19 protein-coding genes are annotated in these 26,708 nt (G+C 62.7%); 6 read left to right on the top strand and 13 right to left on the bottom strand.

The window, feature by feature from the left end; genetic code table 11:
• Nucleotides 1-57: 57 nt before the first annotated feature.
• The 3 genes from J3P79_RS01375 to J3P79_RS01365 all read left to right on the top strand — a co-directional run bounded on the left by J3P79_RS01375 (nt 58) and on the right by J3P79_RS01365 (nt 2,740).
• Nucleotides 58-840, top strand: coding sequence for a sulfite exporter TauE/SafE family protein (locus J3P79_RS01375; protein ID WP_434607572.1), 783 nt, complete (start codon nt 58-60; stop codon nt 838-840).
• Nucleotides 841-908: 68 nt separating this feature from the next.
• The gene (lgt, locus tag J3P79_RS01370) at nt 909-1,718 is read left to right on the top strand and encodes a prolipoprotein diacylglyceryl transferase (RefSeq protein ID WP_039592606.1); all 810 of its coding nucleotides are present in this window, start codon (nt 909-911) and stop codon (nt 1,716-1,718) included.
• 50 nt (nt 1,719-1,768) lie between these two features.
• Nucleotides 1,769-2,740, top strand: coding sequence for a thymidylate synthase (locus J3P79_RS01365; protein WP_434607569.1), 972 nt, complete (start codon nt 1,769-1,771; stop codon nt 2,738-2,740).
• Nucleotides 2,741-2,876: 136 nt separating this feature from the next.
• Here the strand turns inward: J3P79_RS01365 and cadR are convergent, their stop codons facing one another.
• Nucleotides 2,877-3,323: a Cd(II)/Pb(II)-responsive transcriptional regulator gene (cadR, locus tag J3P79_RS01360; RefSeq protein WP_434607567.1), complete on the bottom strand. Its 447-nt coding sequence runs from the start codon at nt 3,321-3,323 to the stop codon at nt 2,877-2,879.
• A gap of 87 nt (nt 3,324-3,410) precedes the next feature.
• Between cadR and J3P79_RS01355 the strand changes: the two genes are divergently transcribed.
• On the top strand, nt 3,411-5,630 hold the full coding sequence (locus tag J3P79_RS01355; RefSeq protein WP_434607566.1) for a heavy metal translocating P-type ATPase: 2,220 nt from the start codon (nt 3,411-3,413) through the stop codon (nt 5,628-5,630).
• A gap of 84 nt (nt 5,631-5,714) precedes the next feature.
• Here the strand turns inward: J3P79_RS01355 and J3P79_RS01350 are convergent, their stop codons facing one another.
• From J3P79_RS01350 to J3P79_RS01340, 3 genes are read right to left on the bottom strand one after another with little or no spacing between them, the layout of a single operon-like run.
• Nucleotides 5,715-8,762, bottom strand: coding sequence for an efflux RND transporter permease subunit (locus J3P79_RS01350; RefSeq protein WP_434607564.1), 3,048 nt, complete (start codon nt 8,760-8,762; stop codon nt 5,715-5,717).
• Nucleotides 8,759-9,823 carry an efflux RND transporter periplasmic adaptor subunit gene (locus J3P79_RS01345; protein ID WP_434607562.1) on the bottom strand — a complete coding sequence of 355 codons (1,065 nt, stop codon included), beginning with the start codon at nt 9,821-9,823 and terminating at the stop codon, nt 8,759-8,761. The genes J3P79_RS01350 and J3P79_RS01345 overlap by 4 nt, the downstream gene beginning before the upstream one ends.
• Nucleotides 9,820-10,923 (bottom strand): efflux RND transporter periplasmic adaptor subunit, encoded by a 1,104-nt coding sequence (locus J3P79_RS01340; RefSeq protein WP_434607561.1) that lies wholly within the window; start codon nt 10,921-10,923, stop codon nt 9,820-9,822. The genes J3P79_RS01345 and J3P79_RS01340 overlap by 4 nt, the downstream gene beginning before the upstream one ends.
• A gap of 125 nt (nt 10,924-11,048) precedes the next feature.
• Between J3P79_RS01340 and J3P79_RS01335 the strand changes: the two genes are divergently transcribed.
• On the top strand, nt 11,049-12,209 hold the full coding sequence (locus J3P79_RS01335) for an AAA family ATPase (protein WP_434607559.1): 1,161 nt from the start codon (nt 11,049-11,051) through the stop codon (nt 12,207-12,209).
• Nucleotides 12,210-12,306: 97 nt separating this feature from the next.
• On the opposite strand, the gene J3P79_RS01330 is transcribed toward J3P79_RS01335, so the two are convergent.
• From J3P79_RS01330 to J3P79_RS01290, 9 genes are all read right to left on the bottom strand, one after another.
• Nucleotides 12,307-13,089 carry a MetQ/NlpA family ABC transporter substrate-binding protein gene (locus J3P79_RS01330; protein ID WP_434607557.1) on the bottom strand — a complete coding sequence of 261 codons (783 nt, stop codon included), beginning with the start codon at nt 13,087-13,089 and terminating at the stop codon, nt 12,307-12,309.
• Nucleotides 13,090-13,270: 181 nt separating this feature from the next.
• Nucleotides 13,271-14,206 (bottom strand): sigma 54-interacting transcriptional regulator, encoded by a 936-nt coding sequence (locus J3P79_RS01325; protein ID WP_434607555.1) that lies wholly within the window; start codon nt 14,204-14,206, stop codon nt 13,271-13,273.
• A 47-nt stretch (nt 14,207-14,253) separates the two neighbouring features.
• Nucleotides 14,254-14,835 (bottom strand): alpha/beta hydrolase, encoded by a 582-nt coding sequence (locus J3P79_RS01320; RefSeq protein ID WP_434607553.1) that lies wholly within the window; start codon nt 14,833-14,835, stop codon nt 14,254-14,256.
• 124 nt (nt 14,836-14,959) lie between these two features.
• On the bottom strand, nt 14,960-15,205 hold the full coding sequence (locus J3P79_RS01315; RefSeq protein ID WP_434607551.1) for a DUF2789 domain-containing protein: 246 nt from the start codon (nt 15,203-15,205) through the stop codon (nt 14,960-14,962).
• A gap of 45 nt (nt 15,206-15,250) precedes the next feature.
• Nucleotides 15,251-16,231: a sulfotransferase family protein gene (locus tag J3P79_RS01310; protein WP_434607549.1), complete on the bottom strand. Its 981-nt coding sequence runs from the start codon at nt 16,229-16,231 to the stop codon at nt 15,251-15,253.
• Nucleotides 16,219-17,004, bottom strand: coding sequence for an aspartyl/asparaginyl beta-hydroxylase domain-containing protein (locus tag J3P79_RS01305; RefSeq protein ID WP_434607547.1), 786 nt, complete (start codon nt 17,002-17,004; stop codon nt 16,219-16,221). The genes J3P79_RS01310 and J3P79_RS01305 overlap by 13 nt, the downstream gene beginning before the upstream one ends.
• 12 nt (nt 17,005-17,016) lie before the next feature.
• Nucleotides 17,017-18,528 (bottom strand): TolC family protein, encoded by a 1,512-nt coding sequence (locus J3P79_RS01300; RefSeq protein ID WP_434607545.1) that lies wholly within the window; start codon nt 18,526-18,528, stop codon nt 17,017-17,019.
• Between the two features lie 40 nt (nt 18,529-18,568).
• Nucleotides 18,569-24,886 carry an Ig-like domain-containing protein gene (locus J3P79_RS01295; protein ID WP_434607543.1) on the bottom strand — a complete coding sequence of 2,106 codons (6,318 nt, stop codon included), beginning with the start codon at nt 24,884-24,886 and terminating at the stop codon, nt 18,569-18,571.
• 52 nt (nt 24,887-24,938) lie between these two features.
• Nucleotides 24,939-25,784 (bottom strand): sulfotransferase family protein, encoded by an 846-nt coding sequence (locus J3P79_RS01290; protein ID WP_434607542.1) that lies wholly within the window; start codon nt 25,782-25,784, stop codon nt 24,939-24,941.
• Nucleotides 25,785-26,089: 305 nt separating this feature from the next.
• Here J3P79_RS01290 and J3P79_RS01285 point away from each other — a divergent pair, with 305 nt between their 5' ends.
• Nucleotides 26,090-26,677 (top strand): phage tail protein, encoded by a 588-nt coding sequence (locus J3P79_RS01285; RefSeq protein WP_434607540.1) that lies wholly within the window; start codon nt 26,090-26,092, stop codon nt 26,675-26,677.
• Nucleotides 26,678-26,708: the final 31 nt, after the last annotated feature.

The raw sequence follows: 26,708 nt of genomic DNA, 5'->3' as shown, positions 1-26,708 counted from the left end.
AGCCCCTCGATCCGTTACCATGCCGCTCTTATTTTGGGGATGGGCGGGGAGACGCTGGTGGAATTCGTGCTCTATCTGCTGCTCGGTGCCTGCGCCGGCGTGCTGGCCGGGCTGTTCGGCGTGGGGGGCGGGATGATCATCGTCCCGGTGCTGGTGTTCAGCTTCACCTTGCAGGGGTTCGATCCGCAGGTGCTGACGCATTTGGCCGTCGGCACGTCCCTGGCATCGATCATCTTCACGTCGGTGAACGCGGTGCGCGAGCACCATCGCAAAGGGGCCGTACGCTGGCAGATCTTTAAATGGATGACCGTCGGGATCCTCATCGGTGCCGGTTTCGGCGCCATCACCGCCGAGGCGATTTCCGGTCCGCACTTGCAGAAGATCATCGGTGTGTTCGCCATGCTCGTCGCCGCGCAACTGGCCCTGGACTTCAAGCCCAAGGCCAGCCGCACGGTACCGGGCAAGGTCGGTTTGTCCCTGGCTGGCACGGTGGTCGGCTGGGCCTCGGCGATTTTCGGCATTGGCGGTGGTTCGTTGACCGTACCGTTCCTGACCTGGCGCAGCGTACCGATGCAACAAGCGGTGGCGACGTCTTCGGCCTGCGGATTGCCCATCGCCCTGGTCAGTGCGCTAAGTTTCATGATTCTCGGCTGGCAGGATCCGCTGTTGCCGCCCCATAGTCTCGGTTTCGTATATTTACCCGCGCTGCTGGGCATCGCCCTGACGAGCATGATCTTCGCCCGCGTCGGCGCGCGGCTGGCACATCGCTTGTCGCCGCGTTTGCTCAAGCGGCTGTTCGCCGCCTTGTTGTTCAGCGTGGGCTTGAGCTTCCTGCTCTGACACAATCCTGGCTTAATCCCGAGGTGGCAGCCTCGCCCGGGAATTTTTGACGTTCATGAGGAATACCCATGCTGCCTTACCCGCAGATCGATCCGGTTGCCCTGGCCATCGGTCCACTGAAAATCCACTGGTACGGCCTGATGTACCTGATCGGTATCGGTGGCGCCTGGCTGCTGGCCTCGCGCAGGCTCAATCGATTCGACCCGACCTGGAACAAGGAAAAGCTCTCCGACCTGGTGTTCTGGTTGTCCATGGGCGTGATCGTAGGCGGGCGCCTGGGCTACGTGCTGTTCTACGACTTGAGCGCCTACCTGGCCAACCCGACGTTGATCTTCGAAGTCTGGAAGGGCGGCATGTCGTTCCACGGCGGGTTCATCGGCGTGATGTTGGCGGCGTTGTGGTTCGGCAAGCGCAACAACAAGTCGTTTTTCGAGCTGATGGATTTCGTCGCACCGATGGTGCCAATCGGCCTGGGTGCCGGGCGCATCGGCAACTTCATCAATGCCGAATTGTGGGGCAAGCCGACCGACGTGCCGTGGGCGATGATCTTCCCGCCCTTCAGCGACCCGGCGCAGTTGCCGCGCCACCCGTCGCAGCTTTATCAATTCGCCCTCGAAGGCGTGGCACTCTTTCTGATTCTCTGGCTGTTCTCGCGCAAGCCGCGACCCACCATGGCGGTGTCGGGCATGTTCGCGCTGTTTTATGGCATCTTCCGTTTCATCGTCGAATTCGTTCGCGTGCCGGACGCCCAACTCGGCTATCTGGCGTGGAACTGGCTGACCATGGGCCAGGTGCTGTGCCTGCCGATGATCATCGGTGGCCTGGCGCTGATCTGGCTGGCTTATCATCGTGCGCCGGCTGCGGCGGCCAAGGTTTAAAAATTCTAGCCCCGGGGCGTTGGCCCCGGGTTCAAGGACACAGGTAACCCATGAAGCAATATCTCGATCTGGTGGCCCACGTCATCAAGAACGGCACCAAGCAAGCCAACCGCACCGGCGTGAACACCATCAGTTTCCCCGGCGCCATGCTGCGCTATGACTTGAAGGAAGGCTTTCCCGCCATCACCACTCGCAAGATGGCCTTCAAGTCGGCCATCGGCGAGATGTGCGGCTTCCTGCGTGGCGTCAACAATGCCGCTGAGTTTCGCGCCCTGGGCTGCAAGGTCTGGGACCAGAACGCCAACGAAAACGCCCAGTGGCTGGCCAACCCGTTCCGCCAGGGCGAAGACGATCTTGGCGAGATCTACGGCGTGCAATGGCGCAAATGGCCGGCCTACAAGCAGATCCCGGTAAGCAACCCGGCAGCCATCGAGCAGACGCTGGGCCAGGGTTATCGGCAAATCGCCGAGGGCGAAGAAAACGGCCAGGCCTACGTGGTGCTGTACAAGGCCATCGACCAGGTCCGCCAGTGCGTCGACACCATCATCAAGGACCCGGGCAGCCGGCGCATCCTGTTCCACGGCTGGAACTGCGCCCAACTCGATGAAATGGCCCTGCCGCCATGCCACCTGCTCTACCAGTTCCACCCGAATGTCGAGACCAAGGAAATCTCCCTGACCCTCTACATCCGTTCCAACGACCTGGGCCTGGGCACGCCGTTCAACCTCACCGAAGGCGCCGCGCTGCTGAGCCTGATCGGGCGGCTGACCGGCTACACGCCGCGCTGGTTCACCTACTTCATCGGCGACGCCCACGTCTACGAAAACCACCTGGACATGCTCAACGAACAGCTCAAGCGCGAGCCGTTCCCGATGCCGAAACTGGTGATTTCCGAGCGCGTGCCGGAGTTTGCCAAGACTGGCGTGTACCAACCCGAGTGGCTGGAGCGGGTGGAGCCGAGCGACTTCTCTCTGGAAGGCTACCAGCACCATGCGCCAATGACCGCGCCGATGGCGGTCTAGAAAACACCACCATCCCCCTGTGGGAGCGAGCTTGCTCGCGATAGGTCCAGTACATTCAACATCAATGTTGACTGATAGGTTGCTATCGCGAGCAAGCTCGCTCCCACATTAGATCTGCATGGGCTCCAAGATCAGTTCAATGCCCATGGCTCCTGCCTACATGTGAATGCTCCACCTCCGGCGCCACCGCCCCGCTCACTTCCAACCGCTGCAAGATCCCGCATTGATCCAGGTCCGGCCCTTCGCCACAGCGATGGCGCAGGTCGATCAGTTGTGCCTGCAAGGCCATCAAGCCATCGATGCGCGCCTTGACGTGGTCGATGTGCTCGTCGATCAGCGCGTTGACGCTCTCGCATTGGTCCCGGGGGCTGTCGCGCAGGGCCAGGAGGCTGCGGATTTCTTCCAGGGTCATGTCCAACGTCCGGCAATTGCGGATGAACGTCAGCCGTTCGGCGTGGGCTTGGGTGTAGACACGGTAGTTGCCATCACTGCGGGCCGGCTCCGGCAGAAGGCCTTCACGTTCGTAGTAGCGGATGGTTTCGACCTGACAGTCGGTGATTTTCGCCAGTTCTCCGATCTTCATGGTGGTGCCTCCGAAAATAGATGCTTGACCCTATAGTGGCTACAGGGTCTTTACTGCGCAACAGGCACTTTTTACGGACATCATCCGATGAGCGATTCCCTTCACATCCACAAACCTGACCACGGCCATGCCCATGGGCATTCCTGCTGCGCCTCGAAAGCGGCACCGTCAGTGGTCAACCTCGGCAAGACGCCGACGGACGGTACGCGGCTGAGCAATTTTCGCATCGAAGCCATGGACTGCCCCACCGAACAGACGCTGATCCAGAACAAACTCGGCAAGCTCGAAGGTGTGCAACAGCTGGAATTCAACCTGATCAACCGGGTACTGGGCGTGACCCATGACTTGCCCAGCGATGCGCCGATCATCAAGGCCATCGAATCCTTAGGGATGCAGGCCGACCCGCTGACCGCGGGCGAAAAACCGGAAACCAATAACCTGCCTGCCCCAGCGAAGCCCTGGTGGCCACTGGCGTTGTCCGGCGTCACGGCACTGGCTGCCGAGGTGATTCACTTCACCAACGCCGCGCCGAACTGGGTGGTCGCGCTGGTAGCGTTGGTGTCGATTCTCAGCGGCGGCCTCGGCACCTACAAGAAGGGCTGGATCGCCCTGAAAAACTTGAACCTGAACATCAACGCCTTGATGAGCATCGCCGTGACCGGCGCCATATTGATCGGCCAATGGCCGGAAGCGGCGATGGTGATGTTCCTGTTTACCGTGGCCGAGCTGATCGAAGCCAAATCCCTTGATCGGGCACGCAACGCCATCAGCGGCCTGATGCAAATGGCGCCGGAACAAGCCACGGTGCAACAGGCCGACGGCACCTGGCAGGTAGAGGAAGTGAAGGCCATCGCCCTCGGCGCCAGGGTACGGGTGCGTCCTGGCGAACGGGTTGGACTGGACGGTGACGTGGTTGCCGGGCGCTCGACCATTGACCAGGCACCGATCACCGGTGAGAGCCTGCCGGTGGAAAAAACCGTGGGTGATAAAGTTTTTGCCGGCACCATCAACCAGGCCGGCGAACTGGAATACACCGTCACCGCCGCTGCCGATCAATCCACCCTGGCGCGAATCATCCACGCCGTAGAGCAAGCCCAGGGCTCCCGGGCGCCGACCCAGCGCTTCGTTGATCAATTCTCGAAAATCTACACCCCCGCGGTATTTGCCCTGGCCCTGGCCGTAGCGGTCATTGCACCGCTGTTCATGGGCGCGAGTTGGTTCGACTGGATCTATCGCGCGTTGGTCCTGCTGGTGGTCGCCTGCCCTTGTGCCCTGGTGATTTCCACCCCGGTGACCATCGTCAGCGGCTTGGCGGCTGCAGCGCGCAAAGGCATCTTGGTCAAGGGCGGCGTTTACCTTGAAGGTGGCCACAAGCTCGATTACCTGGCGCTGGACAAGACCGGCACGATCACCCATGGCAAGCCGATGCAGACCGATTACGTGCTGCTCGATCCGACCCAGGAAACCACCGCCCCGGCCTTGGCCGTGAGCCTCGCGGCACGCTCGGACCATCCGGTATCCCGGGCGATTGCCGAGGCGGCTGTGGACAAAAAACTGCCGCAGCAGACTGTGGATAACTTCGCGGCGCTCGCCGGGCGCGGCGTTCGTGGCGACATCGGCGGCCAGACCTATCACTTGGGCAACCACCGTCTCGTGGAAGACCTCGGCTTGTGCTCCCCTGAGCTGGAAGAAGAACTCTTCGCCCTGGAAAAACAAGGCAAGTCCGTGGTGCTGTTGCTCGACGACACGAAGCCTTTGGCACTGTTCGCCGTGGCCGACACTGTGAAGGATTCGAGCCGCGAAGCCATTCGGCAACTGCATGAATTGGGTATCAAGACAATGATGCTGACGGGCGACAACGCCCATACCGCCGAAGCGATCGCCAAGCAGGTCGGCATGGATCAGGCCCGCGGTGACCTGTTGCCGGAGCACAAGCTGCAAGCCATCGAAAGTCTGTATGCCCAAGGCCACCGAGTGGGCATGGTCGGCGACGGCATCAACGACGCCCCGGCCCTGGCCCGCTCGGAAATCGGTTTCGCCATGGCCGCCGCCGGGACCGACACGGCCATCGAGACCGCCGACGTCGCCTTGATGGATGACGATCTGCGCAAGATTCCGGCGTTCATCCGGCTGTCGCGGCAGACCTCGAGCATACTCAAGCAAAACATCGCCCTGGCGTTGGTCATCAAGGCGATCTTCCTGGGCGTCACTTTCGCCGGGTTCGCCACCATGTGGATGGCAGTGTTTGCCGACATGGGGGTGAGCTTGCTGGTGGTGTTCAATGGGTTGCGATTGTTGCGTAAGTAAAAATTGCGCGCTGCCGAGACCAGACACACTAACCTGTGGCGAGGGGATTTATCCCCTCGCCACATCTGACAGTACTCGGCCGTTTCAGTCGCGCTTCGGCTCGCGGATCTTGTACCAGGCGACGTACAGCGCCGGCAAGAACAGCAGGGTCAGCAACGTGGCGACAATGATCCCGCCGATCATCGCGTAGGCCATCGGTCCCCAGAACACTTCCCGGGCAATCGGGATCATACCCAGGCTCGCCGCAGCCGCCGTCAGGAGGATCGGCCGGCGCCGGTGTTCGGTAGCTTCCACGACGGCGTCCCAAGGTTCATAGCCGTCACGTTCATACTCGTCAATCTGCGTCACCAGGATCACCGAGTTACGGATGATGATGCCGATCAGCGCGAGGATGCCGAGAATCGCCACGAAACCCATGGGCGTGCCCGTCGGCACCAGCGCCAACACCACGCCAATCAAGCCCAGCGGTGCGACGCTCGCCACCAGGAACAGCTTCTGTACGCTGTGCAGCTGGATCATCAGGAACGTCGCCATCAAGAACAGCATCAGCGGCACCACGCTGGCGATGGGGCCTTGGGCCTTGCTGCTTTCCTCCACGGTACCGCCGGTGGCGATCTTGTAGCCCACCGGCAATTTGGCGGCGAACTTATCGATGTCCGGTTGCAGTTGCCTCACCAGGTCCGTCGGCTGGATTTCATCGCGCACGGCGGCCTTGATGGTGATGGTCGGCTTGCGGTCGCGGCGCCACACCAGCGGTTGTTCCAGTTCGTAGCGCACCGTGGCAAATGCCAGCAGTGGAATCGACGTGCCGCTCGGCGTGACGATCTGCAGGTTTTGCAGGGTCTCCGGCGAACCACGCTCGGCGTCTTCGGCGCGCCCTACCACGTCGATCAAGTAGATATCGTCGTTGACCTGGGTGACGAGCGAGCCGCTGACGATGCTGTTCATCAACCGGGCCACATCGTCGGAAGACAGGCCCAATTGCCGCGCCTTGTCCTGGGCGATGTCGATGCGCAGCACCTTGCCCGGCTCGTTCCAGTCGTAAATGATCTCGCCGATGTGTGAGTTCTTGTCCAGCTCGGTCGCCAGCTCGATGGCGTGCTTGCGCACCTGGTCGATGTCCTTGCCGCTGACGCGATACTGGATAGGCCGGCCCACCGGCGGGCCCATTTCCAGCGCCTGCACATAGCTGCCGATGCCGACGAAATCCTCCCGCAGGCGTTTCTGCAAGCGTTCGGTCAGCGCCGCGCGCGATTCCAGGCCCTTGCTGACAATCACCAGTTGCGCGTAGTACGGGTTCTGCAGTTGTTGATCCAATGGCAGATAAAAACGAATGGCGCCTTCGCCGATGTAAGTGCTCCAGCGAGCGATGTCCGGGTCATCCTTCAGGGTCGCTTCCAGACGATCGACCGCCCTGCGCGTCTCGTCCATCGAAGCGTTTTGCGGCAGGTTGAGATCCACCAGGATCTCCGGGCGATCCGAGGACGGGAAGAACTGGTTTTGCACGAAGCGCATGCAAAATACCGCCAACGCGAACAGCAGTACCGTAATGCCGATGGCCCACCAGCGATTGCGCATCGCCCACAGCAGGCCACCGTTGAACGCCCGGCCGATCCGCCCCGGCTCGGCGCTGTGGGGTTTGATATTGGCACTGAGGATGTGCACGCCAATCACCGGGGCAAACAGCACCGCGACGATCCATGACACCAGCATCGCCACGGCAATCACCGCGAACAGGGTGAAGGTGTATTCGCCCGCCGAACTGGCATTCAGACCGATGGGCACGAAACCGGCCACGGTGACCAAAGTCCCAGTGAGCATCGGGAATGCGGTCGAGGTATAGGCAAACGTGGCGGCCTGGTCTTTGCTGTCCCCCTTTTCCAAACGGGTGACCATCATTTCCACGGTGATCATCGCGTCGTCCACCAGCAGGCCAAGGGCGATGATCAGCGCCCCGAGGGAGATCCGCTGCATGGTGATGCCGCTGTACTCCATGAAGACGAACACCATCGCCAACACCAGCGGGATCGAGCAGGCCACCACCAGCCCGGCCCGGATGCCAAGGCTGATGAAACTGACCACCAGCACGATGATCACCGCCTCGAACAACGCGCTGGTGAAGCCGCCGACGGCTTCTTCCACCACTTCGGCCTGGTCCGACACGGTGTGCACACCGACGCCCACCGGCAGGTCGGCGGTCAGTTCGTCCATGCGCGCGTGCAGGGCCTTGCCGAATTCCTGGATGTTGCCGCCCTTCTTCATGGCGATGGCCAAGCCAATCGCCGGCGTGCCATTGAAGCGGAACATCGGTGTGGCGGGGTCGACATAACCACGGCGGATGTCGGCGATGTCGGCCAGTCGATAGAAGCGATCGTTGAGCCGCAGGTTGACGTTGGCCAGGTCCTTTTCCGATTGGAACTGCCCCGACGTGCGCACGGAAATCCGCTCCGGACCAGCGTCGATCACCCCGGCCGGGGTCACGGCGTTCTGCGATTGCAGGCTCTGCACCACTTGGCGCTGATCGATGCCCAGGGCCGCGAGTTTGCGGGTGGAGAAGTTCAGGTACAGCACTTCGTCCTGCTCGCCGACCATTTCCACTTTGCCCAACCCAGGCACATCGCGGATCTCGGCACGTACTTGCTCCACATAGTCGCGCAACTGGCGCATCGACAGGCCGTCGCCAGTGAAGGCATACACCGAGCCGTATACATCGCCGAATTCGTCGTTGAATCCAGGGCCTTGCAATCCCTCGGGGAAATCGCCGCGAATGTCGTTGATCTTCTTGCGAACCTGATACCAGATCTCCGGGATTTCCTCGGCGCCGGTGGTATCGCGCAAGTACACGAATACCGTCGACTCCCCCGGCCGGGTGTAGCTTTTCACATAATCGAGGGAGTCGAGCTCTTCGAGTTTTTTCTCGATGCGGTCCGTGACCTGCTTGAGGGTTTCTTCTTGAGTCGCGCCAGGCCAACGGGTCTGGATGACCATGGTCTTGATGGTGAACGACGGGTCTTCCTCACGACCCAGGTTCATGTAGGAGAACACGCCCATCAGCAGCGCGACGAACATCAGGTACCACACGAATGACTGATGCCGCAGGGCCCATTCCGATAAATTGAAAGGCCCTTTCATCGTGCGTCCTCGTCGAGTTTCACTTTTTGCCCCGGCTGGAGACTGTTCACGCCTGCGCTGACCACGCGGTCGCCGGGCTTGATGCCGTCGGCCACCAACACCGAGCTGTCCGATCGTTCGAGCACCTGCACGTCCCGTGGCGAAACCGTCTGCTCCTGCGGGTTGATCAGCCAGATCCGCGTCTTGCCATCGACCTCTTGCAACGCACTGAGCGGCAATTCGATGCGCGGCTCGATCGCTGAGCTGAGGGTCACGCTGATCGCGGTACCCAGGCGAAAGCCCGGCGGTGAGTCAGTCAGGGTCAGGCGCGCGCGGCGCGTGCGGGTGGCGCTTTGCGCCTGAGGCTCGATCTCGCGCACGATGGCCGTGGTGCGGGTCGCCGGGTCCAGTTGCGCGGCGACTTCGAACACCACGTCCTCGGGCAGCCGCTCGGCCAACCCGGCAGGCAAGTCGATCACCGCTTCCTTGACGTCCGGACGGGCAAGCGTCACCACTTGCTGGCCGGCGGTCACCACTTGTCCGGCCTCGGCATTCCAGGCGGTGACGACGGCGTCATGATCGGTGTGCAGTTCGCTGTAGTTGAGCTGGTCGCGGGCCTGCTCCACCGAGGCCCGCGCCTGTTCCAGAGATGCTGCGGTGGTTTTCAGGTCGGTCTGGGCGATGTCCAGTTGCGCCTGGGCGCCGACGCCACGGTCGAATAGTTGTTGCTGGCGGCGGGCGTTGGCCTGGGCATTGATGTACTGCGCCTGGATCCGCGCCAAGTCGCCCTGGGCGGCTCGCAGTTGGTTCTGCTGGTCAGTGGGGTCGAGGGTCGCGAGCAAGTCGCCCTTCTTCACCTCGGCGCCGACGTCGACGTTGCGACTGGCGATGCGGCCTGGCACGCGGAACCCCACGTTGGTCTCGTAGCGGGCCTGGATATTCCCGGCGAAGCGTCCCAGTGCCTGTTGGTCAAGCGCCCGGACCTCAATGGACAACACCGGCCGTACCGGCTCCGGCGGCGCGTCTTCCTTCGAGCAGGCGGCCAGCAGCAGGCCGGCCAAGACCATCCACAAGCGCTTCATGGCTGAGCTCCTGTCGGGGCCTTGTCATAGTTGTTTTCAGCGACCTCGACGCGCACGCCAGGATGGAGCAACTGCCCACCGGCAATGATGATCTTCTCGCCGCCCTTGAGCCCATCACTGATGATGACCTTGCCGGTCAAGTAGCGACCGACCGTGACCGTGTGCAATTGCGCCTTGCCCTCGCCGTCCACCAGCCACACGGCCGGCTCGCTGAGTTTTTTGGTCAATGCCGACCAGGGCAATTCCACGGCGGTCTTTCCGGCGGACTTGGCAGTGGCGCTGACCACCGATCCCAGGCGCATGCCTTCAGGCAAGTCGTTGAGCGTGACCTTGACTTGCACAGTGCCGGTCTCGGCGGACACCGCCGGGGTTATCTCGCGCACCGTACCGGTGGTCTGGATGGCCGGGTTGTCCAGCAGGCTGATGGTAATTGCCGGGTCGGATGGCGGTTCACGCAGCAGTGACTCATAGATATTGAACACTGCGTCACGCTCGCCGTCCCGGGCCAGGCTGAAGATCGGCTCCGTGGCCTGGACGACTTGGCCGACTTCGGCCTGGCGCGCCGTGATGATACCGGGCGCCTCGGCGATCAGCGCGGTATAGCTCAGCTGTTCGCGGGCGTTCGCCAGTTGTGCCTGGGCCGCCGTCAGCGCGCTCTGGCTACTGCGCAATTGCGCCTGGGCCGCGTCGTATTCGCTCTGGCTGGTGTAGCCCTTGGGCAAGAGCTTTTGCTGGCGTACGAAGGCTGCCGCGCTCTGCTTGACCCGCGCCTGCTCGGCGGCGACCTGGGCTTCGGCGGAGTCGACGTTGGTCTGCAAGTCGCGAGGATCGAGCCGGGCCAGCACTTGCCGGGCCGAGACCCGATCACCGACATCGACCTTGCGCTCGATGATCTTGCCGCTCACGCGAAACGAGAGGTCGGCCTGAACCCGGGCCTGCACATCGCCTGTCAGCGTTACCGAAGCCGCGTATTCGCTGGGCATGGCTTGTTGTATGAACACCCGTGGCAGGGCTTTTTCCTCAGGCTTCTTTTCACCGCACCCGGTCAACAACGCACACACGCCCAAGCCAACAATCAATTTGATTCCGGGACCAGCCATGCAGACTCCTTTGCGTTGTACCGACGTACCAGTGACGATACGACTCTGAGCTTAGAACAGGGTTCACCGAATGCACGGCAATCGGGCAGACTCGTCTCAGACATCCATGCATCAAAGGAATTCGCATGCTCACGACCCTGGCGGTGGCCAACTACCGGTCCATCAATAAACTGGTCATTCCGCTGGGCCGGCTGAACCTGATCACCGGGCCCAACGGCAGCGGCAAATCCAATCTGTATCGGGCCCTGCGCCTGCTGGCGGAGACGGCTCAGGGCGGAGTGGTAAACGCCTTGGCCAGTGAGGGCGGGTTGGACTCGACCTTCTGGGCCGGCCCGGAAGAAATCAGTCGGCGCATGCGCAACGGCGAAGTGCCGGTGCAAGCGATCGTGCGACAGGGTACCAAACGCCTGCGCCTGGGATTTGCCGGTGAGAACTTCAGCTATTCGATTGCCCTCGGCCTGCCGGCACCCAGTCGCTCGGCGTTCTCCCTGGACCCGGAAATCAAGCGCGAGTGCATCTGGGCCGGCCCGGTGTTCCGACCGGCCAGCCTGCTGGTGGACCGCAACGGGCCGATGGTCCGTGCCCGTGAAGGGCGTTCCTGGGATGTGCTGTCCCAGCACACGCCGACCTTCGACAGCCTGTTCGACCAGGTCGGCAGCCTGCGCGCTTCGCCGGAGGTCCTGCAAATGCGCGAGTTCATTCGCCGCTGGCGCTTCTACGATCACTTTCGCAGCGACGCCGACGCCCCGGTGCGCCAACCGCAACTGGGCACACGTACGCCCGTGTTGCATCACGATGGACGAGATCTGGCCGCGGCCCTGCAGACCATTCTGGAGATCGGTGACGTCGAGGCCTTGCACGCGGCCATCGGCGACGCGTTCCCCGGCGCCCGACTGCACATCGAAAAGTTGCAGGGCGGACGTTTCGCCATCGCGTTCCAGCAGCACGGCCTGCTGCGGCCGCTGACTGCGGCAGAACTGTCGGACGGGACCCTGCGCTACCTGTTGCTGGTGGCCGCCCTGCTCACACCGCGACCGCCATCGCTGATGGTGCTCAACGAACCGGAAACCAGCCTGCATCCCGACCTGTTGCCGGCCCTGGCGCGCTTGATCATCCGCGCTTCAGCCAATTGCCAGGTCTGGGTCGTATCCCATGCCTCGCGCTTGATTGCCGCCCTGGAGCAGGACGAGCACTGCAACTGCATCGTGCTGGAAAAGGATTTCGGGCAGACCGGGATCGTCGGGCAGCGCGCACTGGATGAGCCGGCGTGGCATTGGCCGGACTAGCGCCCTCGCCACAGATCATCATTGTTGCGCACAAAAAAAACACCGACGCTGTATCAGCCGTCGGCGTTTGAAACCATAAAAAGGTCTACCGCGTGAATCAGAACGCCGGCAGTACCGCGCCGCTGTACTTCTTCTCGATGAACGCCTTCACTTCCGGGCTGGTCAGGGCCTTGGCCAGTTTCTGCATGGCCGGGCTGTCCTTGTTGTCCGGACGGGACACCAGGAAGTTAACGTAAGGGGAATCCGAACCTTCGATCACCAGGGCGTCCTTGGCCGGATTCAGGCCTGCTTCCAACGCGTAGTTGGTGTTGATCATGTCCAGGTCGACCTGATCCAGCACGCGCGGCAACATGGCCGACTCCAGTTCCTTGAACTTGAAGTTCTTCGGGTTCTCGGCGATGTCTTTCGGCGTTGCCAAGGCGTTTTTCGGGTCCTTGAGTTTGATCAGGCCAGCCTTCTGCAGCAGGATCAGGGCACGGCCGCTGTTGCTGCCTTCGTTAGGGATGGCGATGGTCGCGCCGTCCTTCAGCTCAGCCAGGCTTTTGACTTTCTTCGAATAGCCGCCAAACGGCTCGACGTGCACGCCGATGACCGTTACCAGATTGGTGCCTTTGCCTTCGTTGAAGCTCTTGAGGTAAGGCAGGGTCTGGAAGTAGTTGGCGTCCAGGCGTTTCTGGTCAACTTGTACGTTGGGTTGTACGTAGTCGGTGAACACCTTGATCTGCAGATCCACACCTTCTTTGGCGAGGGCCGGCTTGATCAGCTCAAGGATTTCGGCGTGGGGCACCGGGGTCGCGGCGACGACCAGTTTTTCCGCGGCCTGGGCCAAGCCAGAGGTCAGGGCTGCCGCCAATGCGGTGAACAACAGAACCTTTTTCATGCAGTGTCCTTATCGAAAATCACGGTCGTCATCGACGACGGCCAAAGTAGAGTGCCAGCGAAGTGCTATCGCTGGCGTGATGCGGAAGATACCGACATTTTTTATGCCTTAACAATATCTTTTATTCAAGTTCATATTCATTTTACTCATATAGCTAAACCGCCCCCGGAACGGGGTCGCGCTACAGCGTTTGGCTCAATCGGTCGAGCTGCGCCTTGAGGGCCAGGCGCTCGGCGCCAGAGCCCTCGGCGGCGACCTGTGCCACCTGCCGGTCGAGCAGCTCCAGCGTCGATGGCTGGGACGGCAGGTTCAGATGCTCCGGCAAAATCTCATCCCCCGTACTCACCAATAATGCGAAGTGGATGATGTTCTCCAATTCGCGGGTATTGCCCGGCCAGCTGTGCCGCTCGAGCGCATGCTGCGCCGCTTCGCTGATCAGCGGCACAGCCAGGCCCAGGCGCTGGCTATAGATGCCGAGGAAATATTCCGCCAGAGGCAGGATATCGCCCACCCTTTCGCGCAGGGCAGATAACTCGAGCTGGCCCTCACTCAGATATTGATAGAGGCGATCATGGAATTTCCCGGCCGCCACCGCTTGCGCCAGGTCGATGCTGGTGGCCGCGACCAGGCGCACATCCACCGGACTCGGTTGGTGGGCACCGACACGAGTGACTTCGTGGTTTTCCAGGGCCGCCAACAACCTCGTCTGGATCGGCAGCGGCAAGTCGCCAATCTCATCCAGGTAAAGCGTGCCGCCGTTGGCCGAACCGAACCACCCCGCCCGACTGCTGGCCGAACCGCTATGGCTGCCAGCGGCGTAGCCAAACAACTCGGCATCGGCGTAAGTGGGGCTGATGGCACCGCAATTGACCGAAACAAACAAACCACCCCGGTTGCTCTCGCGATGGATGTGCCGGGCCAGCAATTCCTTGCCGGTGCCGGTTTCGCCGCGAATCAGCACCGAGACCGAGCGTGGCGCCAATTGCTCCAGTTCCTGGCGCAGCTGCCGCGAACGTGGGTCGACGAACACCAGCGCCTTGGCGCGGATGCTCAGGGGGCTTTTTTCCGCATCGGGAAAGGTCAGCAACGGCTGACCAAAGGTTTCATGCAAAGTCATGACAGGCTCCCGCCCCAAACCGCCGGGAGACGGAGGGCGCTAAAAATTCAGGCGCGACGCAGGGCGTGATGCTCCATGCGGTTTTGCAGGCGATAGAGATAAGCGAAACCCTGCTCCCATCGCTGGTGTCCGGACTTAACGTTGATATGTCCCGCGCCGGCCAGGATTCCCGCCTCGGCTCCCCAGTTACGTGCCAGTTCCAGCGCACGGGGGGCGCTGACGGCCGCATCGTTGTCGGAGCTGACCACTTGGCTGGGGAACGGCAGCAGGTTCGTGGGAATCGGCGCGAAGTTGCGCAGCGCCGGAGCGCAGGCAGGCCGCTCCACGTCCGCCGGTGCCACCAGCAACGCGCCGCGCACTTGTCGCAGGAGCTGCAACGGCGCGATAGCGGCCCAGTGGGCAACCGTGATGCACCCCAGGCTATGGGCGATGAGAATGACCGGTGTGCTGTCGGCGGCAATCGCTTCGGCCAGCGCGGCGACCCAATCCTCGCGACGCGGCGTCAACCAGTCCGCCTGCTCGACCCGGGCGCTATTGGGCAAGCTCGCCTGCCAGTGAGTTTGCCAATGATTGTCCGGCGATCCTTGCCAGCCCGGCACGATCAGGTAGCGAATCGATTCGTTGCGCATGGGGTGCTCTCCTGCTGTCTGTTCCTGGACGAGTATAAGGAGGAGAGCTATATTCCTTAAGGAATAAGAAGATATTTATTAATACCTAAAAAGCATATGAGAGCTTTCAAGTCACCCATGCAGGTCACTCGCTGCGCCCCTTGCGCAACAACACATCCAACTGATCCACCACCACCGCCCAGTCGGCATCTTCGAGGATTTCATCGCGCAACAATTGCCGCTGGCCCTCGCTCCAAAAGAAGGCGTCGGCCAGATGCAGCCCTGGCTTGAGCGGCGAGTGGCTGGCGATGAACTGGTCGATGCTGAGGGCATCGTCGGGCAGGCCGAGTTGTTTGAACAATGCGGGAAGCTTATGCACTGGGGATTCCATGCGGGGCTCCTGGAGATGAACAGGTGGCAGGGCGTTATTTGCAGTCTAGCCTTTCAATGAGTAAACACTGCCCTCGCCACAAGAATGACTGCGCAGCCACTCCAATGATTGGTAAGGCGTCTTCGCCCGATGCCTCACCCGCTCAACCAACAATGGCGAAGCCTCTCGACGCTTGTCTTCGCTATCACCGACAAACGCCTGCGCCGGTTGCTTGGCATGCCGGCCAACTGCGGCAAATGCGTGCCTGCGCTGTGCTGTGTCCAACTGGAAAAATGCCGCCAACCTACCCGCCATCGCCTCGGGAAGCTCGCTGTAGTTGACCGCCACTCCGCCCCCGGTCCGGCAGTGTTCCAAGCCCGTCTGCAACAGTCGTCCCAGCCGTCGCGCAACGAAGTCTTCGCGGCCGCCAAACGGCAACGCGTCATCGAGAACACTGGCCCCGATCAATCCCGGCACCATGTGCATGCCGGGGCGGCGCAGATGTGAAACGGCAATTTCCAGGGGGTCGCGGTACACGAACAGCCAAGGCGTATCGGGAAAGCATTGGCGCAGCAACGGCAATTCGCCGATGTTCCAGGCGTCGAGCTTGATTACCAGGCGTCGCTCCCCGCCTCGACGACGCTGCCCGTACGCCGACATCAGCCCCTTGAGCGCCGCGTGCCGTTCGGCAGGCGGCAAGTCACTGCGCAGCAGCGTATCCAGGGGCGGCGGCTCGGAAATGACGATGTGGTCGTCCAACTGGGCGAGCATCTGGCTGATCAGTGTCGAGCCACATCGTGAGGCGTGGAAGATGAATGCGCTGGGCGTCAGGCCCGGGCTACATTGCTGCCATTGGCCCAAGGCACTCAAGGGCGTCTGGCGGCGGAACACCAGATTGAAGGGCAAGCGCAGGGCTTCTTCCACGGCATCGCCGAAGAATGGCTGCGTCAGTTGCCGATCGCCGAACCAGCACCAATCGACACGCCACTCGCCCGCCTGCTGCCATACGCGGATCGGCAACCAGCCGTGCAGCTTCAGGTTTTCCACTGCTCACTCCATTGCCGGCGACCGTGGCGCATGGCGGCGCGCAACTCTTCCCGGGTGAAATGAAGCCCCTGGCCCGCACCCAGTACCAGCGCGGTCTCAATGAAAACGTCCAGATCGTGCAGGCCTTGCAGCGCTCGGGCAAGGTGGTGATCGGCTTCCACGCGCAGTTGAAAACGGGCCAGGTCGCTTTGCTCGACGACCGCTTCGGGTGTGGAGCGAAGCCCATCGGCAATTTGCTGGACCAACCACGGCCCGGGACGACAATCGAGCACCAGATGAACCCGCGCCTGGTCGCCTTGGTTAGCGACGCGATGGGGACGCGCCAGGTCGAGAAACCAGCATTCACCCTCCCGCATCGGAATGATTTGCCCGTCCAGCCAGAACGCCACGCCAGGCGAGCTGAGCAGCGGCACGTGCAGGCGCAAGTCCGCGTCCGGACCACCGAGGTCATAGTCGCGATGCTCATGGATGCGACCACCGGGCCCCAACCGCAGCAGACGGGCCGAGACAATGTCCAAGGGCCAATCACCCAACGCATCCTGCCAGCGGCTATCCTCTGACCAGGGTGCGCGGTGCTGGGGCTGGCCGCGCCCGGGCGACAGTTCGGTCAAGGCATCGGCCGCCGAAATCAGCGCCACGCCACTCCAGTCACCGCTGTGATAGGCCGTGTTGAAGTGCCCCTGCCAACGATCTTCTTCGACGGCTGCCAGCGCCTGCAACAGCAACGGCAGGTTGACCGTGACGGGCAGTCGGGAAAACGCCGCAAGCGCCATCCCCGTGCTCCGTTATTGCGCCACCGGCGACGTCGGCACCGTGATGTCACCCTGGGCCCAGGCCGCTTCGCGGTTCGCCAACGCCGTGGCAATCGACTGCACCTGGGTCGATTGCACTTCGTTCGGCAACGGGTCGAGGCCGGCGCTGGCGAAGATTTGCCCGTAGGCATTGCGCAGGTCGGCGTAGGCCAGGTCCCGTCGCAGGTCCGCCTGCAGGGTGTTCAGCTCGCCCTGGATCAGGTCCAGTTCGCCGATGCCTGCAGCCTGATGACGACTGCGCAGCTGGCCGACGATTTGCCCGTCGATGTCCGACAGTTCCTGGCTGGTCTTGAACTGGCGCAAGGCTTCGCGGTAGTTGGCATTGGCGACGTACAGCTGCGCCAGCACAGCGATCGACATCGCCTGACGCCGCGCCGCCGCGACTTCTTCACCGGCCTTGGCCACGTCGATGGCCGCCGGGGCGGAGATGACATTGAACAGATTCCAGGTGACTTTGACCCCATAATCGGCCCAGCCCTGCTCCACCAGGAACGAGTTGCTGTCGTAGTGCCCGCCAGCGGAAAACTCCAGCCCCGGCAACAGGCGCAACATTGCCTTGCGGGTTTCGGCGGCGGTGATGCGGGTCTGGTAATCCTGCTCGCGCAGTTCCGGCCGGCTGGCCAGGGCTTCCTGTTCGAGGCGAGCCAGGTCGACCTTGAGCTCCGGGATGGCATATTCGTCCTGGGTCGCCAGGGTCAGTTCGGTACCCAAGGGCAGGTTGATCAGGGTTGCCAGCTCGGTCTTGGCCAGGGACAAGGCCCGACGCTGCTCTTCCAACTGACGGGTGGCCTGGATCAGCGAACGCTGATAACCCAAGGCCTGCACCGGATCACCGATGCGCTGCTCGCTCATGCTCTGGCTGTTTCGGCGCGCCGCCTCGACCCGGGCCATGAGGCTGTCGATCTGCTTGAGCAAACGCTCGGCGGCCATGGCTCGCCAGTACGCTGAACGGACGTCCTGGACGATGGTGTTGATCACCTTGCGCCGACGCTCTTGCACGATCAGCCGCTGGTCGCCGGCCTGCTTGGCGCTGATGTAGCTGACGCCGAAATCGAGCACGTTCCAGACCATCGTCAGGTCCGCCACTTCACGATCGCGGTCCTGGGAAGTCGACGGCTCCAGGGACTGGGTACCGGTCTCCACGCTCTGGCTGCTCGAGGCGCTGACGTTGTTGCGCCCCACATAACCGGCATCGAGGGCCATGCGCGGCAGCATGTCGAAGCTGGCCAAGTCCAGCTGACGCTTGGCCAAGGCCTCCTCCATGATTTTCAGGCGGCCTTCAAGGTTGTACTTCACCGCCCGGGCCATGGCCTGGTGCAACGTCAGCGGACCACTGAGGGGCTCCTGGTCCTTGTACATGTTTTGCAGGTCGGTCCTGGCGCGCTGTTCGCTGGTGCTTCGATCGATCGGCTCGCTGGTGACCGCACAACCGCTGACCACCAACGCCAGCAAACTCATACCGAATAACTTCTGACTTCTATTCATCCCTGGATTGCCCCTGGCTGCCGTATTTTTTATGGAGTACTCAGGCCAGCGCTTGGCTGGTGCCGGCCTGTTTCAAAGCCATTGCCAAGCTATCCACCTGGCGTTGTTCTGTGTCCTTGAGTTGCTGCAGCTGCTGGCCCAGGGTCGGTGCGCCAAATACCCCGCGCACACCTTGGGACGCGTCGCCGCCCTTGATCGACTGGTTGTCGAAGGCGTCCAGCGATTCGCCTTCCGAACCCGCGCCCTGGTTGAACAAACCGGAAATCGTGCTGCTGCCGAACACGCCGCCGTCGCCACCGCCAAAGCCCAGGAACCCCTGTCCCGAGCCGTCCCCGGCGGCGTCGCTGCTGAACACCTGGGCGATATAGCTGGGTGCCAACTCGCCACGGTTGATGAAAATGCTGCCGATGGGGTCAAGCCCCCCCACATCCCGCTGCTCGAACAGCGGCGGGAAGCCAAGGGGCGAACCCAGATTGCCCGTGGGCGGCGTGAAAACGATCGGTTGCAGCGGCACCTCGGACGGCGGGATGACCGTCACGGGGTCCGATGTCAGGAACTCCGGCGGCGGCTTCACATCGTTGGGCACAACGGTATCGATCGCGTAATTGTTGGACACCGCCACGCCTGACCCGGCGTTGCCCGACAAGTCACTGACGTTGCTGCTATCCAGGGCAATGAAATTGCTCGGGTCGGTGAGATTCGCCGCAGGGGTGAAGGTCGCGGTCCAGGTCCTGCCGCCGTCGCTGCTGGTCAGGTTGCTCAAATCGCCGTTGGTGACGCTCAGGTCCGACAGGTCGAAATCCGTCACCGCCTCGGTGAACGTGAAAGTCACCAGGGTGGCCTGGCCCACGCCCAGGTTGGGATTGGCGACGACGATGGTCGCGGTAGGCCGGGTAGCGTCGAGGGCATAGTTGGCGGAGATGGCGATGCCCACGCCAGCGTTGCCGGCGCTATCTTGCACATTGCTGGCGTCGAGCAGGATCAGGTTGGTGGCATCGTTGACCCCCGCGGTCGGCGTCAGGGTCGCGGTCCAGGTCAGGCCTCCGTCGCTACTGGCAAGGTTGGACAGCACGCCATTGGCGACACTGAGGTCCGACAGGTCGAAACCGGACACCGCCTCGGTGAAGCTGATGGTCACGGTCGTGGTCTGACCGATGCCCAGGGTGGTGTCGCCTACCACGATGGTGGCACCCGGGCGCACGGTGTCGATCGCATAATTGTTGGAGTCGACGACGCCGACACCGGCGTTGCCGGAAACATTGGAGACGCCAGTGGTGTCCAGGCTGATCAGGTTACTGGTGTCGGTGATATTGCTTGCCGGGGTAAACGTTGCCGTCCAGGTGACGCCGCCATCTGTCGAGGACACATTGCTCAATGTCCCGTTGCTGACGGTCAGGTCGTTGTTGTCGAAACCGCTGACCGCTTCAGAGAAGGTGATGGTAACCAATGAGGTTTCCCCCACGCTCAACGACGGGTCGGCCACCACGACAGTGGCGGTCGGCACGCGAGTCTCGACCACGTAATTGGCCGAATCGGTGGTGCCGGTACCGGTGTTGCCGGCCGCATCGCTCACACCCGTGTTGTCGAGAATGATCAGGTTGGTGGCGTCGGTCACGCCCAAGTCCGGAGTAAACGTGGCGGTCCAGGTCAGGCCGCCGTCGCTGCTGCTCACGGCGCTCAAGGTGCCGTTGGCAACGCTCAGGTCATCGTTGCTGAAGCCTGTCACGGCCTCGCTGAAGGTAATGGTCACCTGGGCGGTTTCGCCCGGTCTCAGCGATGAATCGCTCAGCGCCACGGTGGCGGTTGGACGCTGGGTATCGAGCGCGTAATTGTTGGATTCAGTCGTTCCAACGTTGCCGTTGCCCGCCAGATCGATGATGCCGCCGCTGTTGAGCGAGATCACGTTACTGCTGTCGTTGATCCCGTTGGTCGGCGTGAAGGTCGCGGTCCAGGTGATGCCGCCGTCGCTGCTGCTCAGCCCCGAGACCACGCCGTTGGCAACCGTCAGGTCTCCCGTGGTGAACGCGATCACCGCCTCGCTGAAGGTGATGGTCACCAGCGAGGTCTCACCTGCGCCGATAGCCGTGTCGGCCACTACGATGGTCGCCGTTGGACGCACCGTATCCACCACGTAGTTGTTGGAATCAGTAGTGCCAACTCCCGCGTTGCCCGCAACGTTGATCAAGCCGGTATTGTCCAGGGTGATCACGTTGCTGGTGTCGGAGATGCTGGTGCTCGGTGTAAACGTGGCCGTCCAGGTGACGCCGCCGTCGGTACTGCTCATGGTGCTGAGCGTACCGTTGCTGACGGTCAGGTCCGCGTTATCGAAACCACTGACCGCCGAGTTGAACGTCACGGTGACCAACGACGTCTCGCCGATGCTCAAGGTGGTGTCGGCAATCACGATGGTCGCCGTCGGCACGTTGGTGTCGACCTGGTAGTTGTTGGAGTTGGTGGTGCCGGTACCGGTGTTGCCTGCCGCGTCGCTGACGCCGATGTTGTTCAGGACGATGACGTTGGACGTATCGCTGACCCCGAGGGCTGGAGTGAAGGTGGCCGTCCAGGTGATGCCGCCATCACTGCTGCTGACCGCACTCAGCGTGCCGTTGGCGATGCTCAGGTCCGAATTGTCGAAGCCGCTGACCGCCTCGGAGAAGGTGATGGTCACTAGCGAGGTTTCGCCGACGCTCAGCGCCGTATCAGCCACCACAATGGTGGCGGTCGGACGCTGGGTGTCGACGGCGTAGTTGTTGGAGTCGGTGGTACCGCTGCCGGTATTGCCCGCGCCGTCCACCACGCCCGTGTTATTGAGCGTGATCAGGTTGGTGGCATCGCTGACGCCCGCACTCGGCGTGAACGTCGCCGTGTAAGTGATGTTGTCGCTGGTGCTCAGGCCACTCAGGCTGCCGTTGGCGACAGTCATGTCGGCCAGGGTGAAGCCGGTCACCGCCTCGCTGAAGGTAATGGTCACCACCGAGGTTTCGCCGGCACCGACGGTCGGATCGGCGACCACGACGGTGGCGGTCGGACGCGCGGTGTCGATGGCGTAGTTGTTGGAATCGGTGGTGCCGCTGCCAGCGTTCCCGGCCGCGTCAGCCACGCCGGTGTTATCCAGGGTGATGAGGTTGCTGGTGTCGCTGGTGCTGGCGCTTGGCGTGAGCGTACCGGTCCAGGTAATGCCGCCGTCGCCGCTGCTCAGGCCGGTGACCGTGCCGTTGGCGACCGTCAGGTCGGCGGCGGTAAAGCCAGTCACCGCTTCGTTGAAGGTGATGGTCACCAGGGAGGTTTCGCCGACGCTCAGGGAGGTGTCGGCTACAACGATGCTAGCGGTGGGCCGCTGCGTGTCGACCGCGTAGTTGTTGGAGCTGGTCGTGCCGCTGCCATTGTTCCCTGCCGCATCGGCCACACCGGTATTGGCCAGGATGATCAGGTTGGTGGCGTCGGTGACGCTGGCGCTCGGGGTGAGCGTCGCGGTCCAGGTGATGCCGCCGTCGCTGCTGCTCAGCCCGCTCAAGGAGCCGTTGGCCACGGTCAGGTCGGCCAGGGTAAAGCCGGTGACGGCCTCGCTGAAAGTGATCGTCACCAGCGAGGTTTCGCCGATGTTCAGCGCGGTATCGGCCACCACGATGGTGGCGGTCGGGCGCTGGGTGTCGACGGCGTAATTGTTCGAGTCGGAGGTGCCGCTGCCCACGTTGCCGGCCAGGTCGGCAATGCCGGTGTTATCCAGGGTGATCAGGTTGCTGGTGTCAGTGATGCTGGCGCTCGGGGTCAGCGTCCCGGTCCAGGTGATGCCGCCGTCACTGCTGCTCAGGCCGGTGACCGTGCCATTGGCGACCGTCAGGTCGGCGGTGGTAAAACCACTCACGGCCTCGCTGAAGGTGATGGTCACCACGGAGGTTTCCCCAGCACGCAACGCGGTGTCGGCCACCACGATGGTGGCGGTCGGGCGTTGCGTGTCGATGGCGTAGTTGTTGGAGTTGGTCGTGCCCACGCCGGCGTTGCCATTGAGGTCCGCCACGCCCGTGTTATTCAGGACAATGAGATTGGACGTATCGGTGACTGGCGCGTCCGGCGTCAGCGTGGCCGTCCAGGTGATACCGCCGTCGCTGGTGCTCAGGCCGCTGAGCGTGCCATTGGCGACGGTCAGGTCGGCGGCTGTGAAACCGCTGACGGCCTCGGAGAAAGTAATGGTGACTGTCGAGGTCTCGCCAATCCTGAGGGCGGTGTCGCTCACTACGATCGAGGCCGTGGGCGCCACGGTGTCGTTGACGATGTAGTTGTTCGAGTCGGTGGTGCCGACGCCAGCGTTGCCGGCCAGGTCAGCAACGCCAGTGTTGTTCAGGGTGATGATGTTGGTGGTGTCGGCGATGTTGCTGGCTGCCGTCAGCGTACCGGTCCAGGTGATGCCGCCGTCGCCACTGGTCAAGGTGCCGACGCTGCCGTTCTGCACCGTCAGGTCCGCCGCGGTCAGGCCGGTCACGGCTTCGGAGAAGGTGATGGTCACCGTCGACGTGCCGCCGGAGTTCAGGTTGGTGTTGGCTACCACGACCGTCGCAGTGGGCGGCGTCTCGTCCGGCACATAGTTGGTATTGATGGTGCCGCCATCGCCGTAGACGTTGGCCACCGACGCTGGCGAAACACCGGCGCTGCCCGCACTCGTCCCACCGACGCCGCTGCCGCCGACGTTACCGGCCAGGGCAGCGAAGTTGGCGGCGGTGATCAGGATCGAGCCTTTGTTCCAAATCGCGCCAACACCGACGCCGCCCGCACCACCCGCATGGAGATAGCTACCGCCAGCCCCGCCGCCGCCACCACCACCGCCGGCCCCGACGTTGTTGGAAATGGTCGAGTTGCCGATGATCCGCAGGGTCGCGCCGGTATCGTTGTAGATACCACCGACCGCACCGCCACCGGCGCCGCCGATTTCGTTATAGCCGTCGCCACCGCCACCACCGCCAATGGATAAGCCACCGCTGGAGGCCGTGCCACCGGCCGAACCGGTGCTGTAGCCCGGATACGCCGCACCACCCGCGCCACCCGTGGTGGAACCACCACGCCCGCCAATGTTGAAGAATCCGCCGCCCGCGCCGCCCTGTCCGGGCGTGCCGTTGGAGCCCGTGGAGTTGAGCGTGTCGCCGCCCTTGCCACCGGTGCCGCCGGTGATCGCGCCGCCGCCACCGCCGCCGCCACCGGCGTACTGCGGTGTCACACCGCCGCCGCCACCACCGCCCGACGCGGCGTTCGCGGTCACCGTGACGTTGCGCAGGGTCAAGGTGCCGGCGTTATAGATGCCGCCGCCCTGAGACACCAGCGCATCGTCGCCGCCGTTACCACCGTTGCCTGCCACCATGCCCCGGGTAATCACCAGGCCATCGAGGGTGGCCGTGGTGCCGGACGTCACTTGCATGATCTGCGTGCGGTACTGGCCGTCGAGGGTCACGTCGGCGACGTTGTCGTTATTGAGGTCGCCATCGATGGTGATGTTCTTGTCGACCACCAGCACCTGGGTCAGGGCGACGGTCATGGTGTTATTGAACGTGACGATGTCGCCGTTCTGCGCGGACAACAGGGCTGCACGCAGGGAACCCACGCCGCTATTGAGGTTGTTGGTGGCGGTCCAGGTGGCGAGGCCCCATTGGTACTCGCTCATGGCATTGGTCGACAGCACGTTGGCGCTTTCGATGTTGCCAGTGGCGATTTCCAGATCCCAGTCGCCGCCCAGGCCGGTGCGGTCGTCGGACGCCGCCACGTCGCGGCCGGTGAGCTGCGCCAACGAGTTGACCAGGCTCAAGCCGCGGTCGCCTTCGGCGGTATAGCAGCCGTAGATCAGGATATCGCCCCCGGCGTTCATGTCCTGGCCGATCTGCGCCAGCACCTCGCTGCGGGCCTGAACGTTATCCGCCGACAGATAACTGTTGCCCAACCACAAATCACCGGCGTTGCCGTGGGCGATGATCTGTACCGAGCTGACGCCCTGGTGGCTGTCCAGGTAATCGGCGATCTGCTGCAGGCCATCCTTGGTGGCGTCCAGATGCACCACCTCGGTTCCGGGGGCGACGCCTTGCAGCAGGCTGCCAGCGTCCTTGACCCGGGAATCGACAAACACCACGGATTTGCCCGGCACGGCAGCCTCGGTGGCGTCGGCCTGGCCTTGGGGCGCATGCGTGTCGGCCGGCTGATCCGCCGCGGGCGTCTTGGCCGCCTCGGCAGTCGGTTGCGCCTCCGGTTGCGCCGCATCGGCCACGGTGGCCGCCACCGCGCCGTCGAAGAGCATTCGCGGCTCCAGGGACATGATCATTGGTGATGCCAGGGCTTGCGCGCCCTCGGTTACCCGCGATTTGCGTTTGCTCCACCACATGACGATCACCTGGACTCGAACTTCTTCAACACGCCAATGAAAAAAACCGCGATCAGCTGACCGCGGCGTCGGTTTTCATACGAATGACATTGGCCGCGCTGGCAGCGCCATCGCGCCAGAACGACAACTCGGCATACTTTTCGAACAGATCCGGTGGCAACAAGGTCCGCCGGGCTTGCGGCGCGACCCTGGGCTTGACCTTGTGCAGGCCGGCGACGCCTAACGCCTGGTCGAAGGCTGGCGCGTCATAGGTCAAATGATTGAAATCATGCTCGAACCAGGGTTCGCCGATGAATTCGTACACCAGCCGCATGACGCGCTCGGGCGCCTGGCTCAACAGGTCGTAATCAACGATCAACAGCGACTCGGCGTTCTCGCCGTAGTAGGCCTCTTTCAGCGCGGTCCAGGCGAAGCCCACCAGGCGATTGCGCTGGGCCAGGGTTTCGCAACGGCTGTAGACGGTGTTGCGCTCATCATCGTCGTTGAACAGCTTGGTATTTTCGAACGGGTTGGCGCGGTAGAGCCGCTCCAGGCTGTCGAGGATCCAGGCGACGTTGCGCACGCAAGCGATGGTCTTGGCCTGGGGAAACAGGTCCTGCAGGGCAGGCAGGCGCGCGCACCATTGGCGGTTGGTGTCGAAGATGACTGGCTTGTCGGCCTTGTCGGCGTAGTAGGAATCGAAGAGGCCGCGCAGCAGGCGACGGCGCAGGTCGGTATCGATCACCGAACCGAATTCGCTGCCGGCACTGCATTGCTGCAGGACGCTGCTGAACAGCGTGCCGACGGGACTGGTCATGCCGGCATGGAAGCGCGGGTTCTGCAGCAGAATGGCAGAAAGCAGGGTCGAGCCTGAGCGCGGCAAACCGGAAATAAAGTGAAACTGCGGCAATCCCTTCACCTTGTTTGTAGTCCCTTTGTATCGCCAAGCGTAGCCGAGGAAACAATCTTCGCCTAGTAGTACTTTGATATCAAATTGGCCGAATGCTGTAAAAAAGATGGACGGTAGCGATGCTCGGGGAACCTGAATCGATTAAGCCGTGTCCCGCCATTTTTCCGCCCATCTCGTTCGGCAAAATCAAATATCCACGTCTACGCTCAGCCGTGCGTGACCAGGCCAGGGAATCAAGGAGTCAGGCTGATCGCTCTCTTGTCTTTCAAACGCCGGGCATTGCGAGACCTATAAACCTGAAGGACGAGGAATTTATGGAAGTATTCATGGGCACCATCCAATCGTTCGCCTTTAACTTTGCACCCAGGGGTTGGGCGCTGTGCAACGGGCAAACCATCAGCATCGCTCAAAATTCGGCGCTGTTCTCCCTGCTGGGCGTCACCTATGGGGGTGACGGCCAGAACACCTTCGCGCTCCCCAACCTGCAGAGTCGCCTGCCAATGGGCATGGGCACCGGCCTGGGCCTGAGCCAGCGAACCATTGGCGAGGTCGCCGGCACCGAAAACGTCACCGCGACCATCAACAACCTGCCCAATCACACCCACGCCCTCGTCGGCGTCAGCGCCTCGACCACGCTGCAACTGGCGAACCCGGCCAGCAACCCGGTGAATACGCCGACGCCCACCAACTCGTTCATTGGCACCTCGGGCACCGGGCCAGGTTCGGCGGCAATTTATTCCGATCAAGCGGGCGCTTCGCCGGTGCCACTGCAAGGCGTGACAACCACGGTCAGCGGAACGGTTTCCCCTACCGGTGGCAACATGCCGATGGCGATCATGAACCCTTTCCTGGCGATCAACTTCAGCATCGCCCTCGAAGGCCTCTTCCCCTCCCGCAATTAATCACCCGCTGGAGGGCGAAAGCCCTCTGGCC

It is taken from the genome of Pseudomonas sp. R1-7 (assembly GCF_051132105.1).
Classification (GTDB): domain Bacteria; phylum Pseudomonadota; class Gammaproteobacteria; order Pseudomonadales; family Pseudomonadaceae; genus Aquipseudomonas.
Note: the sequence above shows the minus strand (reverse complement) of the source record. Positions and strands in the feature narration are given on the sequence as shown.

What these genes read in the sequence shown, in the direction of transcription:
- lgt (WP_039592606.1), top strand. Translation starts at nt 909, where the DNA reads ATGCTGCCTTACCCGCAGATCGATCCGGTTGCCCTGGCCATCGGTCCA.
- J3P79_RS01365 (WP_434607569.1), top strand. Translation starts at nt 1,769, where the DNA reads ATGAAGCAATATCTCGATCTGGTGGCCCACGTCATCAAGAACGGCACC.
- cadR (WP_434607567.1), bottom strand. Translation starts at nt 3,323, where the DNA reads ATGAAGATCGGAGAACTGGCGAAAATCACCGACTGTCAGGTCGAAACC.
- J3P79_RS01355 (WP_434607566.1), top strand. Translation starts at nt 3,411, where the DNA reads ATGAGCGATTCCCTTCACATCCACAAACCTGACCACGGCCATGCCCAT.
- J3P79_RS01350 (WP_434607564.1), bottom strand. Translation starts at nt 8,762, where the DNA reads ATGAAAGGGCCTTTCAATTTATCGGAATGGGCCCTGCGGCATCAGTCA.
- J3P79_RS01345 (WP_434607562.1), bottom strand. Translation starts at nt 9,823, where the DNA reads ATGAAGCGCTTGTGGATGGTCTTGGCCGGCCTGCTGCTGGCCGCCTGC.
- J3P79_RS01340 (WP_434607561.1), bottom strand. Translation starts at nt 10,923, where the DNA reads ATGGCTGGTCCCGGAATCAAATTGATTGTTGGCTTGGGCGTGTGTGCG.
- J3P79_RS01335 (WP_434607559.1), top strand. Translation starts at nt 11,049, where the DNA reads ATGCTCACGACCCTGGCGGTGGCCAACTACCGGTCCATCAATAAACTG.
- J3P79_RS01330 (WP_434607557.1), bottom strand. Translation starts at nt 13,089, where the DNA reads ATGAAAAAGGTTCTGTTGTTCACCGCATTGGCGGCAGCCCTGACCTCT.
- J3P79_RS01325 (WP_434607555.1), bottom strand. Translation starts at nt 14,206, where the DNA reads ATGACTTTGCATGAAACCTTTGGTCAGCCGTTGCTGACCTTTCCCGAT.
- J3P79_RS01320 (WP_434607553.1), bottom strand. Translation starts at nt 14,835, where the DNA reads ATGCGCAACGAATCGATTCGCTACCTGATCGTGCCGGGCTGGCAAGGA.
- J3P79_RS01315 (WP_434607551.1), bottom strand. Translation starts at nt 15,205, where the DNA reads ATGGAATCCCCAGTGCATAAGCTTCCCGCATTGTTCAAACAACTCGGC.
- J3P79_RS01305 (WP_434607547.1), bottom strand. Translation starts at nt 17,004, where the DNA reads ATGGCGCTTGCGGCGTTTTCCCGACTGCCCGTCACGGTCAACCTGCCG.
- J3P79_RS01300 (WP_434607545.1), bottom strand. Translation starts at nt 18,528, where the DNA reads ATGAATAGAAGTCAGAAGTTATTCGGTATGAGTTTGCTGGCGTTGGTG.
- J3P79_RS01295 (WP_434607543.1), bottom strand. Translation starts at nt 24,886, where the DNA reads ATGTGGTGGAGCAAACGCAAATCGCGGGTAACCGAGGGCGCGCAAGCC.
- J3P79_RS01285 (WP_434607540.1), top strand. Translation starts at nt 26,090, where the DNA reads ATGGAAGTATTCATGGGCACCATCCAATCGTTCGCCTTTAACTTTGCA.